This is a genomic window from Rhizobium tibeticum (genome assembly GCF_900110205.1).
In the GTDB taxonomy this organism is placed as follows: Bacteria; Pseudomonadota; Alphaproteobacteria; order Rhizobiales; family Rhizobiaceae; genus Rhizobium; species Rhizobium tibeticum.
In genome coordinates this window covers 90,544-106,408 of record NZ_FOCV01000012.1, presented here as the reverse complement: position 1 = coordinate 106,408, position 15,865 = coordinate 90,544, and the positions used below count along the sequence as shown (strand labels likewise).

Here is a 15,865-nt window from a genome sequence, read left to right as displayed (position 1 = left end):
CCTAAGCGATCGCTTATAACAGCAAAGAAACAGGCGGCCGTTGCAGCCGCCTGTTTGGTCGCTTTACTTCTTTGGAACCCGTGGAACCGCACTGCCCTTCTTGGGCGGGCTCTTCACCTCGGATTCGACGACTGCCTTTGTCTTCCTGGCCGTTGTCTTCTTCGGGCGAGCCTTCGTCTTCAGCTCGCCGTCATCCTCATCGTCGGCCTCGGGATGCGCGACTTCGGCTTCCGGCTTCGGCTTGATCGGCGCGCTGTCCGACACGGCTTCGAGGATGATGCCGGGCTTGCCGTCTTCCTTCGGCCCGACCGTGACGTTGACGACGCCGCCCTTGCGCAGCTTGCCGAAGAGGATTTCGTTGGCAAGCGGCTTCTTGATGACGTCCTGGATGACGCGGGCAAGCGGGCGCGCGCCCATCTTGTCGTCGTAACCCTTTTCAGCCAGCCAGGCGATAGCATCCTTGTGCAGGTCGAAGGTGACATTCCGTTCGGAAAGCTGTGCTTCGAGTTGCATGATGAACTTCTGCACGACCTTGTGGATGACTTCCGTCGGCAGCGCCGCGAACGGGATGATCGCGTCGAGACGATTGCGGAACTCCGGCGTGAACAGGCGGGTCAACGCCTCCTCGTCCTCGCCCGTGCGCTTGGACGAACCGAAGCCGATCGCGGCCTTGGCCATCTCCGACGCACCCGCGTTGGTCGTCATGATCAGGATGACGTTGCGGAAGTCGATCTTCTTGCCGTTGTGGTCCGTCAGCGTGCCGTGGTCCATCACCTGCAACAGAATGTTGTAGATGTCAGGATGAGCCTTCTCGATCTCGTCGAGCAGCACCACGCAATGTGGATGCTGGTCGACGCCATCGGTCAGGAGACCGCCCTGGTCGAAGCCCACGTAGCCGGGAGGTGCACCGAGCAGGCGCGATACCGTGTGCCGCTCCATGTATTCCGACATATCGAAGCGCAGGAGTTCGACGCCGAGAGACGACGCCAGTTGCTTTGCAACCTCGGTTTTGCCAACGCCGGTCGGGCCGGAGAAAACGTAGGATCCGATCGGCTTGTTCGGTTCGCGCAAGCCCGCGCGAGCGAGCTTGATCGCGGTCGACAGCGCTTCGATCGCGTTGTCTTGACCGTAAACCACCGAGCGCAATTCCTGCTCCAGATTGGCAAGAACAGCTTCGTCGTCCTTCGACACCGTCTTCGGCGGGATACGCGCCATCGTCGCGACCGTCGCTTCGATCTCCTTCTCGGTGATCAGCTTGCGGCGCTTGGAGGGCGGCAGCAGCATCTGGGCAGCACCGGTCTCATCGATGACGTCGATCGCCTTGTCCGGCAGTTTGCGGTCCGAAATGTAGCGGGCCGACAGCTCGACGGCGGTCTTGATCGCTTCGTTCGAATAGCGCAGGTGATGGTACTCTTCGAAGTAGGGCTTCAGACCCTTCATGATCTCGATCGCATCGTCGATCGACGGTTCGTTGACGTCGATCTTCTGGAAGCGGCGAACCAGAGCACGGTCCTTCTCGAAGAACTGGCGGTATTCCTTATAGGTGGTTGAACCGATGCAGCGGATCGCGCCCGAAGACAGAGCCGGCTTCAAGAGGTTTGAGGCATCCATTGCTCCGCCCGACGTCGCACCCGCACCGATGACGGTATGGATCTCGTCGATGAACAGCACAGCACCCGGATATTCTTCCAGTTCCTTGACCACCTGCTTCAGACGTTCTTCGAAATCGCCGCGATAGCGCGTGCCAGCCAGCAGCGTGCCCATATCCAGCGAGAATATCGTGGCATCGGCCAATGCTTCCGGCACCTTGCCCTCAACGATTCGTTTGGCAAGGCCTTCGGCAATCGCCGTCTTGCCGACGCCGGGATCGCCGACGTAGAGCGGGTTGTTCTTCGAACGGCGGCACAGGACCTGGATGGTGCGGTTGACCTCAGCCTGACGGCCGATCAGCGGATCGATCTTGCCGCCCTTGGCCTTCTCGTTGAGGTTCACGCAGTAAGCCTTCAGAGCGTCCTGCTGCTTTTTAGGACCGCCCTCCTCCTGCTCGCCGCTGCCACGCGCCGTTGGCTTGCTCTCGGATTCACTGTCATCGGCGCCGCGCGGCGGACGAGATTCGGATGCGCCTGGACGTTTGCCGATCCCGTGGGAGATATAATTGACGGCATCGTAGCGGGTCATTTCCTGCTCCTGCAGGAAGTAGGCAGCATGGCTCTCACGTTCGGCGAAAATGGCAACGAGGACGTTTGCCCCTGTTACCTCCTCGCGACCGGATGACTGCACGTGGATCACCGCTCGCTGGATCACGCGCTGGAAGCCGGAGGTCGGCTTGGAGTCCTCGTCATAGCCGGTGACCAAATTGGAGAGTTCGTTATCGACATATTCAACAAGCGTTTTGCGCAGCGCGTCGAGGTCGACATTGCAGGCCCCCATGACCGCGGCCGCATCGGCATCGTCGATCAGGGCGAGCAGCAGATGCTCGAGCGTGGCATATTCATGATGCCGCTCGTTGGCAAAGGTCAGTGCCTGATGGAGCGCCTTCTCAAGACTAGGCGAAAATGTTGGCACGTTCAGATCCTCACTTCTTTTCCATGACGCATTGCAGCGGATGCTGGTGCTGTCGGGCGAAGTCCATCACCTGGCTCACCTTCGTCTCCGCTACCTCGTATGTAAATATTCCACATTCACCGACACCATGGTTGTGGACGTGGAGCATGATGCGGGTGGCACTTTCACGATCCTTCTGAAAAAAACGCTCAAGGATATGAATGACAAATTCCATGGGAGTGTAGTCGTCATTCAAGAGGAGCACGCGGTAGAGATTGGGCTTCTTGGTCTTCGGTTTCGTGCGTGTAATGACCGAGGTTCCGCGATTTCCGTTGTCCCCGTTCCTTTCGCTGTCGTTTTGCATCCGGATCGGCGCTGCGATCATTTTCTTTCATTCCTCGATCGGTCCAGCGGGGCCTGGGAGGAGTGTTTCCCGCCGAATATTCGAAATACTAACTTAGTTCATCCTGGAGCGATTTTAAGCCCCTCGTTTCACACTGCAATCACAATTCGGCCGGTCTCGACGCAAAGACACAGAAACTGGCGATGGGCAGCCGACAGGCATCGTGAAAAAAGAAAAGACCGGCCGCAGATGCGTAGCCGGTCCTCGATTTTCAAGAGCTATGCGGCCTGTGCCGCGTATCTTTACGCCGCGGCCGGCGCAACAACTGCGGCCGCTTTCGTCGCCTTTGCGGTCGCTGCGGCAACAGGCGCTTCATATGGTTTGTAAGCGCTTTTGGCGAGATCGGAATACATTTCGCCGAGCTTGGTGGCTTCGGTCACGAAGGCTTCGTATGCGGATTTCACATAGTTGCTCTGCAACTCGAACGCAGCTTCGAAGCTGCGCGCCCCCGAGAGGCTTTCAAAATGCGTGACCGTATCCTGGAACGACTTCTTGGAATATTCCACGGCCTCGGCGGCGATCGCCTGGAAACCCTTGGCGGTATCCGAGTAGCTCTTCAGCATCGTATCCATGGCTTCCTTGCTCTTCCGGTTGGCTTCATCGAAGTTCAACATGACCATCATCCTCCTTGGCTTCTGCGGCAGATAAAGCGTAGCTGCAATGCACACAAATAGTCAAGTGTCATTGTGCATCGCAAAACACTCTATGGTTGCGCCATCGAACCCCGCTTTTTAGACGGCGCAGGGCGGCGATATTTCGATATTTGATTTCACTAAAATATATCAGAAGCGCCGCAACCAGAAGCTTTGCCAAAAATGTCGCCGCGGCGCTACCGGCACTGAGCCGGTCAGTCGAGAAGGTCGGCCGGAACCTTTCCGCCGTTCTCGGCAAGGCGCTTCATCAGAGCCTTGTGCAGGAACAGGTTCATCGTCGCGGTGTCGTGCGTGTCGCCGGTAAAACCAAGCTCGGCGGCAAGTTCCTTGCGCTCCGCAAGGCTCGCATCCATGCCGACTGCCTTCATCAGATCCACGATCGAGCGTCGCCAATCCAACTTCTGTCCACTCTTCTTCACCGCTGCGTCTAACAGGGGCACGATGTCGATCGCGGCCGCGGCCGGCGAGGCGGCTGACGGTGTCGGCTGTGGTGTGGCTGCCGGCGCAGCGCCTGGCGCTGCTGCGGTCGGCGATGGCGCCGGCGTGGCGGACGGAGTGACCGGAGCGGCGACGGCCTCACCAAAAATCGCGTGCTTGATCTTGTCGAAAATACCCATTCTCGGCATCCTCCTTTGGCGCTAGAGCACATGCTCAGCGGAGGAGATGGAGCATTCGGCGGACTGGTCCAGTGAAGGCGGCCCATTTTTCCGCCAAAGATTGCTCTGCGAAAAGAAACAATCGGAGGTTTGCAAGATCAAGGCTTGAGCCGCGTTCCAGCTCGATTGTGTGGGCTGCCTTGACAGGCCAGCAGCTCGCGGACGCGAGCCGAGGCAGACGGGCGGGCCAAAAGGCACGCCGCCCGTCAATCACGGATCAAAGGTCGACGTCGAGGATCGCCATCGAGAAATTATAGGAGCGGTCGCCGTCCTCGTCATCGATATAGACGACGCCCAGAAATTCTTCGCCGAGATAGACTTCCGCGGAATCGTTCTTTCGCGGGCGTGCCTTGACGATCACCTGCGGGTTGAACGTGCGCTTGAAATAGGCGTCGAGCTTCTTGATTTCTTCGGGCTTCACACTGCATCTCCTGAGCGGTCTCGGTTGGCCGCTTTTTGCATGGGAAAGACGGCGCTGTAAAGGCACGGGGACAGACGCATGAACGCTATCCCCGCCGATGTGCCGTGCTAAGGCAACGAGCGGCTCAGATATCTGCGCCGATCACCTGATCCATTATTCGCGACGGTTCCGAACACCCTGCTTCTCCGACCACCTTGGCCGGCACGCCCGCCACAGTCGTCTTGGGCGGCACCGCCTTCAGCACGACCGAACCAGCGGCAACGCGCGAGCAATAGCCGATCTCGATGTTGCCGAGAATCTTGGCGCCGGCGCCGATCAGGACACCGCTGCCGATCTTGGGATGCCGGTCCGAGCCTTCCTTGCCGGTACCGCCTAGCGTGACACCGTGCAGGATCGACACGTTATCACCGATGACGGCGGTTTCACCAACGACCAGCCCGGTTGCATGATCGAGGAAGATGCCCCTGCCGATACGCGCTGCGGGATTGATGTCGGTCTGGAAAACGCTCGACGATCTGCTCTGCAGATAAAGCGCCAGATCGCGCCGGCCGCGGTTCAGCAGCCAGTGCGCCAGGCGGTGTGTCTGCAGCGCGTGGAATCCCTTGAAATAGAGCACGGCTTCCATGAAGCGCAGGCATGCGGGGTCGCGATCATAAATTGCCTGGATATCGACGCGCAGAATGGCACTCCACTCTGGCCAATCCTCGAGCATCTGATCGAAGGTCTGGCGCAGCAGGATTGCCTGCATGTCCGGATGGTCTAGACGTTCACAGATGCGGTAGATCACGCACTCCTCGAGTGACCGATAGTTGAGCACGGTCGAGTAGAGAAATGCGGCCAGCACCGGATCATTTTCTGCGGCAGCACGCGCTTCCTCGCGCAGGCTGTCCCAGATCGGATCCATCACCTTGAGAGGATTGCCCGTCTCAAGAGAGCGAATATCTGTCTTTGCGACCATGAAAGGTCTCCTCGTATGCCGTAGGATCGGCTCTATATAGGGCAAAAACCTGTTAACATAAATGGGTGGTCGGGGAATCGTTTCTGCGCCGTCTCGAACCGCCGTGACAAAGCCAAGTCACCATCCGGCGACTTCGGCGTAGAACTCCAGCACCGCCTTCTTGAAGATCCGGTCCCCGACAGCCAGCATGTGATCGCGACCGGGAATATCGAGCGCCTGTGCATGGGGCATCAGTGCTGCAAGCTCCTGGGCTGACCCCGCAATGTCGTCCTTCGTTCCAACGCCGATCAAGGTTGGAGCGTCGATCTTGGCCATATCGGACCGTGCGACGAGATCACGCGACCCCTTGATACAGGCAGCGAGCGCGTCGCGGTCGCTTTTCGTCTGATCGGCAAAAGCACGAAACATGCGTCCGCGATCATGAGTGACGTCTTTGAGGGAAGCGGTCAGCAAGGCATCCGCAATAGGATCCCAATCGCCGACACCATCCGTCATGCCGATCCCAAGACCGCCGAGCACCAGCGAGCGGACGCGGTCGGGATGGGCAAGTGCGGCGAACACGGAAATGCGGGCTCCCATCGAATAGCCCATGATGTTGGCTTCCGGAATCCCCAGGTGATCGAGGAGCGCAACCGCATCGCTCGCCATATGCCAAGGACGATAGGCCTCGGCGTCGCGCGGCTTGTCGCTCGCACCATGTCCCCGGTTATCTATGGCGATGACCCGATAACCCGCGTCGCCCAATGTCTTCAGCCAGCCCGGATGAACCCAGTTCACGTTGGCGCTGGAGGCAAATCCGTGGATCAGCACCACCGGCACCCCCGACGGATCACCTTCATCAAAAAAGGCGAGCTTCAGACCGTCATGCGTGAAGCTGGAAAAGGCGGGCGTATTCAAGTTCATCGGACTGTCCTTTTTTGCCGGACCATATTTTATAGGCCGCCGAACTGAAACCCTCGCGGTGGCAAAAACTGTGCGTCCCGCCTCTCTTTGGCTCTACACATTTGTAGTGAACGACTATAAGGTCCGCGCACGTTACAAAGCATTCGGAGACGAACATGGCCGGCCACAACATTCCCCACTTCCAGAACGACGGCGGACACCGCGTTATCGAAGTCGGTGTGAAGGAGTTCATGTGCACCGGCGCCTCCGTTCCGTTCGATCATCCGCACATCTTCATCGACATGGGCGACGAGAACGAGAAGGTCTGCTCATACTGCTCGACCCTTTACCGCTTCAACGGTGCGCTGAAGGCAAATCAGACCAATCCCGCTGGCTGCGTCTTCCACGTCAAGGCTGCCTGACCCCAATTCGAGATCGGACAGCCTATGCCGGCTGAACATGCCGCCATTGTCGGCGCGGGCGTAGCGGGCCTTACAGCTGCGCTTGCGCTGGCGAAGCGTGGCATCAGTTCCGAAATTTTCGAGCAGGCGCCTGATCTGACCGAGGTCGGGGCCGGTCTGCAGATTTCGCCGAATGCTTCACGCATTTTGGCGGAGCTTGGCATCCTCGAGCGCCTGGCCGAATCCTGGCTCGAGCCAGAATCCATTCGGCTGATATCTGGAACCACGCTGCGTCAGCTCGCGGCCATTCCAGCCGGCGGATTTGCGCGTGCCCGGTGGGGGGCTCCCTACGGCGTCCTGCATCGCTCCACGCTACAGCAAACATTGCTTGACGCCGTCGCCAAGGAACCGCTCTGCCAACTGCATCTTGGAGCGCAGATCAAGGGTCGGGTATTGTCGAACCTATCACGCCGAAAGGATCTTCTGGTTGGCGCCGACGGCGTCTGGTCGCAGGTTCGCGAAGGCATCGAAGGCAGCCCCTCGCCCCGGTTCTCCGGCAACATCGCCTACCGCTTCACGGTTGGCGCCGCAAACGCGCCCACATTTCTTGAACGCAATGGCGTCTCGGCGTTCCTTGGTCCGTCGGCGCATCTCGTCTGCTATCCGCTCAGGGAAACCGACAGTTTCAATATGGTGGCGATCACGGCCGGCAATGGCGCGCCGCATGCCTGGATCACGCAGCCGACGCAAGCCCAGCGTCGGCAACTGCTTTCGCGTTTTTCCCGGTGGCACCCTGCCATGACAGAACTTTTCGGCAAGGCCGAAGACATGAGCTTCTGGCCGCTCTACGAAACGACGAACGGCCGCTGGCAGGACGGCCGCGACTGCGTGCTTATCGGCGACGCAGCGCACGCAATGATGCCTTTTGCGGCCCAAGGTGCCGCGATGGCGATCGAGGATGCCTGTGAGCTCGCGATGTTCGTTGCGACGCGCCCGGTCGCCGAAGCCCTACCGTTGTTCGAAGCGCGCCGCACCCCGAGGATAGCGCGACTGCGCCAGCGCGGCGCATTCAACCAGTTTGCCTATCACGCCCGCGGACCGATACGCATCGGCCGTGACGTTGTCCTAGCGCTGAGAGCGCCGCAAAGTCTCGCGGCGGATCTCGACTGGATTTACGGTTACCGCGCCGGCACCTGATCAGACGGCCCTGGCGGCTGCAAAGCCGCGCTCGATATCCGCCTTGATATCGACGACGTCTTCAAGCCCGATCTGCAGACGGATGACCGGTCCTTCGGCTGGCGCCTTGCAAATGCGGCGATCGTTCAGGTTGACGTGAACGGCGAGGCTTTCGAAACCGCCCCACGACCAACCGAGGCCGAAGATCTGCAGCGCGTCGAGGAAGGCGTGCGCCTTCGCCTTGAACTTTTCCGGGGCGTCGACGGCGAGCACGAAGGAGAAGATGCCGCTCGCGCCCTTGAAGTCGCGCTTCCATAACGCGTGCGACGGGAAGCTCGGCAGCGCCGGATGCAGCACCGTGGCAACGTCCTCCCTGCCCTCAAGCCACTTGGCGATCGTGAGCGCGCTTTCATAGTGGCGCTCCAGGCGTACACCCATCGTTCGCAGCCCGCGCAGGATCTGATAGGCGTCGTCGGGCGCGCCACAAATGCCAAGCGTAATGTTCGCTTCTTGAAGCTGCGGCCAGTATTTGGCGTTTGCCGAGACCGTCCCCATCAGAATATCGGAGTGCCCGGACGGATATTTGGTGGCGGCGTGAATGGAGATGTCGGCGCCGAAGTCGAGCGGCTTGAAGTAGACCGGCGTCGCCCAGGTGTTATCCATCGTCACCACCGCACCGTGCTTGTGCGCGATTGCGGCAATCGTCGGAATATCCTGCATTTCGAAGGTATTCGACCCTGGCGCTTCCGTATGGACGAGCTTGGTGTTCGGCTTGATCAGCGCTTCGATACCCGCGCCCACCAGCGGATCGTAGTAATCGACCTCAACGCCGAGGCGCTTCAGCATCGTATCGCAGAAATGCCGGGTTGGCCCATAGACCGAATCGACGATCAAAGCGTGGTCGCCGGCCGACAGGAATGCCAGGAACGGAACCGTAACCGCAGCAAGGCCCGACGGCACGAGAATCGTTCCGGCCGACCCTTCCAGGGCATCGATTGCCTCACAAAGGGCATCCGTCGTCGGGGTACCGCGCGTTGCGTACGTATACTTCTGTCCACGGGTTTCCATTGCGCGCGCGTTCGGGAAGAGGACCGTGGAGGCATGGACAACGGGCGGGTTGACGAAACCGTGGAATTCGGCCGGGTCGTTGCCGAGGTGGGAAAGGCGGGTGTTGATGCCAGCGTTGTGAAGCGGGCCTTCTCTATCTTTCATGTCGGAAATGCCTTTGGCGGTGGGATGCAGTGGGCAACTTTTGAACCGAGCGAAACCATCGGTCAACCCCGAAGCAGGACCGGGCAACGGATCCCTGCGATGCCGCTTATTCAGATATATCAGTGATTTTGCGCGATTTTTTTCGGCAAAAGGCCGCCATTTCGATAGCCATCTGCCTCTTTTGCGCGCCGCGAGTAGCGAATTGCCGAAATATCACGCAATCTTTCAACGCGACACTTGACCATGGTGACATTTGCGACTGTGATAGCACCACTCGCGCCGGGAGGGTGTCGGGTCATCTGGGAGGTTTGCTTGCTTCGGCGAACGCTCCCACAAAAAGATAAGACAAAGGAAAAGGTTGGGAAAAATGAAGACTAAGCTTCTGTCCGCCGCGATCGGCGCAGCAGTTTTCGGGCTTGGCGCCTCGGCAGCTTCTGCCACCACGCTCGAAGACGTAAAGGCAAAGGGTTTCGTTCAGTGCGGCGTCAACACCGGCCTTCTCGGTTTCGCGCAGCCTGACGCTTCCGGCAATTGGGCCGGCTTCGACGTCGACTTCTGCAAGGCAGTTGCTTCGGCCGTTTTCGGCGACCCGACCAAGGTGAAATACACGCCGCTGTCAGCCAAGGATCGCTTCCCGGCGCTGAAGTCGGGCGAAATCGACGTCCTGTCGCGTAACACGACGTGGTCAATCAACCGCGACACGGCGCAGGGCTTCAACTTCCGCCCGGTCACCTATTATGACGGCCAGGGCTTCATGGTTCGCAAGAGCCTGAACGTGAAGTCGGCGCTCGAATTGTCCGGCGCGGCCGTTTGCGTTCAGTCCGGCACGACGACGGAACTGAACCTCGCCGACTACTTCAAGTCGAACAATCTTCAGTACAATCCGGTCGTTTTCGAGAAGCTTGACGAAGTCAACGCCGCCTACGACGCCGGCCGTTGCGACGTCTATACCACCGACCAGTCCGGCCTCTACTCGCTGCGTCTGACGCTGAAGAACCCCGACGAGCACATCGTCCTTCCGGAGATCATTTCCAAAGAGCCGCTGGGCCCGGCCGTTCGTCAGGGTGATGACCAGTGGTTCGACATCGTGTCGTGGACGGCTTATGCGCTCGTGAACGCCGAAGAGTTTGGCATCACGCAGGCAAACGTCGACGAGATGAAAAACTCGGCAAATCCCGACATCAAACGCTTCCTTGGCACGGAAGCCGATACGAAAATTGGCACCGACATGGGGCTCACCAATGAATGGGCCTACAACATCATCAAGGGCGTCGGCAACTATGGCGAAGTCTTCGAACGCAACGTCGGCCAGGGCAGCCCGCTCAAGATCGAGCGCGGCCTGAACGCGCTGTGGAACAAGGGCGGTATCCAGTACGCCCCGCCGGTCCGTTGATCGACTGACGAAGGTGTGGGGAGGCGGTTTTCCGCCTTCCCATCATAAAGAGAAAAGCCCGAAAACGGGCTCATAGGGGATTAGGCTCGGCATGACGCAAGAGGCTGTGCACACGTCACATGTGCAAAGCACTGGCTGGAGTTTCCAGTCGGTGATCTACGACCCGAGGCTTCGGGGCATTTTCTTCCAAGTCCTGACCGTCGCGGTCATCGTCGGATTCGTGTGGTGGATTGCCCACAATACGGCTGAGAATTTGACCCGCTCGGGTACCGCCTCCGGCTTCGGTTTCCTGAACGGGCGCGCGGGCTTCGACATCGGCCAGTCGCTGATCGGCTATTCCAGCGACGCCACCTATCGCCGCGCGCTGCTGGTCGGCTTTCTCAATACCCTTCTGGTAGCAGTTACCGGCATCATTACGGCAACGATCATCGGTTTCATCGTCGGCATCGGCCGCCTGTCGCATAACTGGCTGATCGCCAAGCTGTGCACGGTGTATGTCGAGGTCTTCCGCAACATCCCACCCCTGCTCGTCATCTTCTTCTGGTATCAGGGCGTTCTTGCCGTTCTGCCAGGGCCGCGCGATTCGCTGCATCTGCCGCTGAGCATGTTCCTCAACAATCGCGGACTGGCTTTCCCCAAGCCGATCTTCGGTGAAGGCATGTGGGCGGTTGGCGCGGCATTCCTGGTTGGGATCGTGGCATCGGCGATTGTCGCGCACTGGGCGCACAAGCGTCAGGCAGCCACGGGCAAGCAATTCCATACCATTTGGGTTTCCACCGGTCTGATTGTCGGCCTGCCGATCCTGATATTCCTCCTTTCCGGCCTGCCGCTGTCGTTCGACGTACCGGTCGCCGGCAAGTTCAATCTTACCGGCGGCTCCGTCGTCGGACCAGAATTCATGTCGCTGTTTCTAGCGCTGTCCTTCTATACGGCGGCCTTTATTGCCGAAATCGTCCGCGCCGGCATTCGTGGCGTGGCGAAGGGCCAGTCCGAGGCAGCAGGTTCACTTGGCCTGCATCCGACGAGCGTCACGCGCCTCGTCGTGGTTCCGCAGGCTTTGCGCATCATCATTCCGCCGCTCACCAGCCAATACCTGAACCTGACGAAGAACTCGTCGCTCGCCATCGCCATCGGCTTCGCGGATCTCGTTGCCGTCGGCGGCACAATCCTCAACCAGACAGGTCAGGCGATCGAAATCGTGTTTATCTGGGCGGTCGTCTATCTCACCCTCAGCATTCTCACATCGCTGCTGATGAATTGGTTCAACGCCAAGATGGCTCTGGTGGAGAGATAAGATGCCGACATCCAACCAACCCTTCGTCAGAACCAACTTCCTCGACGCCGAACCTGCACCGCGCAGCGAAAGTGGCCCGCTGGCCTGGGTTCGCAAGAACCTGCTGGCGACTCCCAAGGACATTGTGCTGACGGTTCTCGCCATTGCCCTCCTCGCTTGGGCGTTGCCGCACATGATCAACTGGCTGTTCATTCAAGCCGTCTGGACCGGAACAGATCGCACGTTCTGCGCAACGGCCGTTCAGGGAGGCACTCAGCCCGACGGCTGGAGCGGCGCCTGCTGGGCATTCGTCAATGCGAAGTTCGACCAGTTCGTGTTCGGTCGATATCCCCTCGACGAGCGCTGGCGCCCGACGATCGTCGGGATCTTGTTCGTGCTCCTGCTGGTGCCAATGCTCATACCCAAGGCACCGTTGAAGGGCACCAACGCGATCCTGCTTTTCATCGTCCTGCCGCTTCTCGCCTTCTGGCTGCTTTACGGCGGCTTTGGCCTTGAGATCGTCGACACGCCGCTCTGGGGCGGCCTGATGGTGACGCTGGTGCTTTCGTTCGTCGGCATTGCCGTATCGCTGCCGTTCGGCATCATCCTGGCGCTTGGTCGCCGCTCCAACATGCCTGTCATCAAGATGGTCTGCGTCGCCTTCATCGAGATCATCCGCGGCATACCGCTGATCACGGTGCTCTTCATGGCGAGCGTGATGCTGCCGCTGTTTCTGCCGACCGGATACACGATCGACAAACTGCTGCGCGCCCTGATCGGTGTTGCGATCTTTGCGTCTGCCTATATGGCCGAGGTCATCCGCGGCGGTCTGCAGGCGATCCCGAAGGGCCAGTCCGAAGGCGCCGACTCGCTCGGGCTCGGCTACTGGCAGAAGATGCGCCTCATCATCCTGCCGCAGGCGATCAAGCTGGTTATCCCCGGCATCGTCAACACCTTCATCGGCATGTTCAAGGACACGTCGCTGGTATCGATCATCGGCATGTTCGATCTGCTTGGCATTGTCCGGTTCAACTTTACCGACGCCAACTGGGCAAGCGCAGTGACGCCCTTGACAGGGCTGATTTTCGCAGGCTTCGTTTTTTGGCTGTTCTGCTTCGGCATGTCGCGTTATTCAGGCTTTATGGAACGCTATCTCGATACCGGCCACAAACGATAAAAGATTAAGGGAACGAACGCATGGCTGAGGCTCAACCAAAGAAGATGACCGTTTCGGCGACCGATGTTGCTGTCGACATCATCGGCATGAACAAGTGGTACGGCGATTTTCACGTGCTGCGCGACATTAATCTGAAGGTGATGCGTGGCGAACGCATCGTCATTGCCGGCCCCTCGGGCTCCGGCAAGTCGACAATGATCCGCTGCATCAACCGTCTGGAGGAACACCAGAAGGGCCAGATCATCGTCGATGGCGTCGAACTCACCAACGACCTGAAGAAGATCGATGAAGTGCGCCGCGAAGTCGGTATGGTCTTCCAGCACTTCAACCTCTTCCCGCATTTGACCATTCTGGAAAACTGCACGCTGGCACCAATCTGGGTGCGCAAGATGCCGAAGAAGCAGGCGGAGGAGATCGCCATGCACTTCCTGAAGCGCGTCAAGATTCCGGAGCAGGCCAACAAATATCCGGGCCAGCTCTCGGGCGGTCAGCAGCAGCGCGTGGCGATCGCCCGATCGCTCTGCATGAACCCGAAGATCATGCTTTTCGACGAGCCGACCTCAGCGCTCGACCCCGAAATGATCAAGGAAGTCCTGGAGACGATGGTCGGGCTGGCCGAGGAAGGTATGACCATGCTCTGCGTGACCCACGAAATGGGTTTTGCCCGTCAGGTCGCCAACCGCGTCATCTTCATGGACCAGGGCCAGATCGTCGAACAGAATTCGCCGGCCGAATTCTTCGACAATCCGCAGCACGAGCGCACCAAGCTCTTCCTCAGCCAGATTCTGCACTAGTCCGATTGGACCACCGAATTCAAAGGCCGTCGGACTTTCCGGCGGCCTTTTTGTTTAGAGCATTTCTGGTGGACCGGTTTGAGCACATAGCCGCGGTAACGCGTCAAAACAAAAGGCCCCACTAACGGGGCCTTTCGAGATGAGCAACGGTCCATCAGCTCTTCAGCTTGGCATTGCAGAGGCTATAAAAGCCGCCACCCTTCTGAATCCATTTCAGGCCATTGAGCGTGTTGGCGTCCTTGTTCTGATGGTAGGAGTCGACGCAAGTGTGCATCCGGCCCTTGCCAGGTGTTTCCTTCGCATACTTCGGTGCAATGGCTGTCGGGAACGAAACGCCCTTGGGCGCCGTCATCGTCGGCTTTGCCGGCTCTTCGCCGCTATTGAGCGTAACATCCGGCTCGGCCGTCGCATCCGGGCCGCATTGCGCCTTGCGGAAGTCATTCCACTTCATGTCCTTCGCAGAGCCGTCAGCCTGCGCGGACTTATACTTCGCGCTGCATTCCTTCATGCTCAGCGCCGAGGACGGCGTTGCAAACGCCAGCGCCCCGAGCAGGGAAACGGATGCAAGAATAGTCAAATGCTTGATCATGATCTTCCTCCAAGCCTCCAGGGCGACCGAACTATCAATCCGACCCATTTTCTTGTCAACGCGACAATTGGCGCAACCAGCACGTTAAATATCTCCATTGATCGCCCTGGGCATTTGCAAACGGAAATGGATCACCGCAATGCCCTCCCGTCGCCTTCGCGGCAAACGCTGACGATGATATAGTCCACCGGGATTGGTCCTTTCCTGCATTCTCGATGGAGGAAGATATGCGCGAGCCTGACATGCAGAAAGTGGATGCACTCGTCGGTCGGTTGATCGGCGACGTAGGCGCGGCCATATCCGGAGCGCTGGTGGTGCTTGGCGATGACCTCGGCCTGTTCAAGGCGATGGCCGACGGCAAGCCACGCAACTCGGCTGATCTATCGAAGGAAACCGGCATAAAGGAGCGGTACATCAGGGAATGGCTGTCCGCACTCGCGGCCGCCGAGTACCTCAGCTATGACGAGAAAACCGATCGCTTTCACCTGACGCCGGAGGAGGCAATGGTTTTTGCCGAGGAGGACAGCCCTGCCTTCTTCGCCGGCGCTTTTCAGGTCGTGCAGGCCTTGTGGATGGACGAACCCAAGGTGGCCGACGCCTTCCGTACCGGGAAGGGCGTGGGATGGCACGAGCATAGCACTTGTCTGTTCCGAGGTACGGAGCGCTTCTTCCGCACTGGTTACAACAACAGTCTCGTTGCCGACTGGATTCCGGCACTGCAGGGCGTCGAAGCCCGCCTCAAGGCCGGCGCGAAAGTCGCCGATGTCGGCTGTGGCCACGGCGTTTCGACGATCTTGATGGCTCAAGCATACCCAGCTTCGAAGTTCTTCGGCTTCGACTATCACGCGCCGTCGATCGAGCGGGCAAGGGCCGCGGCCAAGGAGGCCGGCGTTTCCGACCGCGTCACGTTCCAACAGGCTCCGGCGGCTGGCTTCCCTGAAGGGAGTTACGACCTCATCGCCATGTTCGACTGCCTGCACGACATGGGAGATCCAGTCGGCGCCGGCAAGCATGTGAAGGAATCGCTTTCGGCCGACGGTACCTGGCTGATCGTCGAGCCCTTCGCCCATGACTGCTTGAAGGACAACCTCAATCCGGTCGGCCGTGTCTACTACGGCGCATCGACGATGATCTGCACACCCGCCTCGCTCTCTCAGGAGGTCGGGCTGGCGCTTGGCGCGCAAGCAGGTGAGACCAAGCTGAGGAAAGTCGCCCTCGATGCCGGCTTCAAGCATTTCCGCCGCGCCACCGAAACACCTTTCAACATGGTCTTCGAGGTGCGCGCCTGAGGAAAATTGCAACATTGGCGACGTGGCAGGCTCCGGCTGGCCAC

At 59.4% G+C, this 15,865-nt stretch carries 16 protein-coding genes; 7 read left to right on the top strand and 9 right to left on the bottom strand.

What is annotated here, in order from left to right; genetic code table 11:
• Positions 1-63: 63 nt before the first annotated feature.
• From clpA to BSG20_RS15130, 7 genes are all read right to left on the bottom strand, one after another.
• Positions 64-2,565 (bottom strand): ATP-dependent Clp protease ATP-binding subunit ClpA, encoded by a 2,502-nt coding sequence (gene clpA / locus BSG20_RS15160; protein ID WP_072376552.1) that lies wholly within the window; start codon positions 2,563-2,565, stop codon positions 64-66.
• Between the two features lie 10 nt (positions 2,566-2,575).
• Positions 2,576-2,929, bottom strand: a complete 354-nt coding sequence (clpS, locus tag BSG20_RS15155; RefSeq protein WP_007790346.1) for an ATP-dependent Clp protease adapter ClpS — start codon at positions 2,927-2,929, stop codon at positions 2,576-2,578.
• Between the two features lie 260 nt (positions 2,930-3,189).
• Positions 3,190-3,561 (bottom strand): phasin family protein, encoded by a 372-nt coding sequence (locus tag BSG20_RS15150; protein WP_072376698.1) that lies wholly within the window; start codon positions 3,559-3,561, stop codon positions 3,190-3,192.
• A 233-nt stretch (positions 3,562-3,794) separates the two neighbouring features.
• Entirely contained in the window at positions 3,795-4,217 is a 423-nt protein-coding gene (locus BSG20_RS15145; protein WP_072376554.1) for a DUF3597 domain-containing protein, read from the bottom strand.
• 256 nt (positions 4,218-4,473) lie between these two features.
• Positions 4,474-4,677: a DUF3126 family protein gene (locus BSG20_RS15140; protein WP_007532353.1), complete on the bottom strand. Its 204-nt coding sequence runs from the start codon at positions 4,675-4,677 to the stop codon at positions 4,474-4,476.
• A gap of 124 nt (positions 4,678-4,801) precedes the next feature.
• Complete coding sequence (cysE, locus tag BSG20_RS15135) at positions 4,802-5,635, bottom strand: serine O-acetyltransferase (RefSeq protein ID WP_037069840.1); 834 nt, start codon at positions 5,633-5,635, stop codon at positions 4,802-4,804.
• A gap of 117 nt (positions 5,636-5,752) precedes the next feature.
• Entirely contained in the window at positions 5,753-6,538 is a 786-nt protein-coding gene (locus BSG20_RS15130) for an alpha/beta fold hydrolase (RefSeq protein WP_072376556.1), read from the bottom strand.
• A 155-nt stretch (positions 6,539-6,693) separates the two neighbouring features.
• On the opposite strand from BSG20_RS15130, the gene BSG20_RS15125 reads away from it, so the two are divergent.
• Both BSG20_RS15125 and BSG20_RS15120 read left to right on the top strand, forming a co-directional pair.
• Complete coding sequence (locus BSG20_RS15125) at positions 6,694-6,939, top strand: zinc-finger domain-containing protein (protein WP_007790335.1); 246 nt, start codon at positions 6,694-6,696, stop codon at positions 6,937-6,939.
• 24 nt (positions 6,940-6,963) lie between these two features.
• The gene (locus tag BSG20_RS15120) at positions 6,964-8,115 is read left to right on the top strand and encodes an FAD-dependent monooxygenase (protein WP_072376558.1); all 1,152 of its coding nucleotides are present in this window, start codon (positions 6,964-6,966) and stop codon (positions 8,113-8,115) included.
• Here the strand turns inward: BSG20_RS15120 and BSG20_RS15115 are convergent, their stop codons facing one another.
• Positions 8,116-9,306, bottom strand: coding sequence for a cystathionine beta-lyase (locus BSG20_RS15115; protein WP_072376700.1), 1,191 nt, complete (start codon positions 9,304-9,306; stop codon positions 8,116-8,118).
• A gap of 367 nt (positions 9,307-9,673) precedes the next feature.
• On the opposite strand from BSG20_RS15115, the gene BSG20_RS15110 reads away from it, so the two are divergent.
• The 4 genes from BSG20_RS15110 (at position 9,674) to BSG20_RS15095 (ending at position 13,943) form a co-directional block, all read left to right on the top strand.
• Positions 9,674-10,699, top strand: a complete 1,026-nt coding sequence (locus BSG20_RS15110; RefSeq protein ID WP_072376560.1) for an amino acid ABC transporter substrate-binding protein — start codon at positions 9,674-9,676, stop codon at positions 10,697-10,699.
• Positions 10,700-10,790: 91 nt separating this feature from the next.
• A complete protein-coding gene (locus BSG20_RS15105; RefSeq protein WP_072376562.1) occupies positions 10,791-11,993 on the top strand; it encodes an amino acid ABC transporter permease in 1,203 nt (400 codons plus the stop codon).
• A 1-nt stretch (position 11,994) separates the two neighbouring features.
• Positions 11,995-13,149, top strand: coding sequence for an amino acid ABC transporter permease (locus BSG20_RS15100; RefSeq protein WP_072376564.1), 1,155 nt, complete (start codon positions 11,995-11,997; stop codon positions 13,147-13,149).
• Positions 13,150-13,169: 20 nt separating this feature from the next.
• Positions 13,170-13,943, top strand: coding sequence for an amino acid ABC transporter ATP-binding protein (locus BSG20_RS15095; protein WP_007790325.1), 774 nt, complete (start codon positions 13,170-13,172; stop codon positions 13,941-13,943).
• A 154-nt stretch (positions 13,944-14,097) separates the two neighbouring features.
• Here BSG20_RS15095 and BSG20_RS15090 read toward each other — a convergent pair whose 3' ends face one another.
• Entirely contained in the window at positions 14,098-14,532 is a 435-nt protein-coding gene (locus BSG20_RS15090; RefSeq protein ID WP_037117765.1) for a hypothetical protein, read from the bottom strand.
• 227 nt (positions 14,533-14,759) lie between these two features.
• Here BSG20_RS15090 and BSG20_RS15085 point away from each other — a divergent pair, with 227 nt between their 5' ends.
• Positions 14,760-15,821: a class I SAM-dependent methyltransferase gene (locus tag BSG20_RS15085; protein ID WP_072376566.1), complete on the top strand. Its 1,062-nt coding sequence runs from the start codon at positions 14,760-14,762 to the stop codon at positions 15,819-15,821.
• Positions 15,822-15,865: the final 44 nt, after the last annotated feature.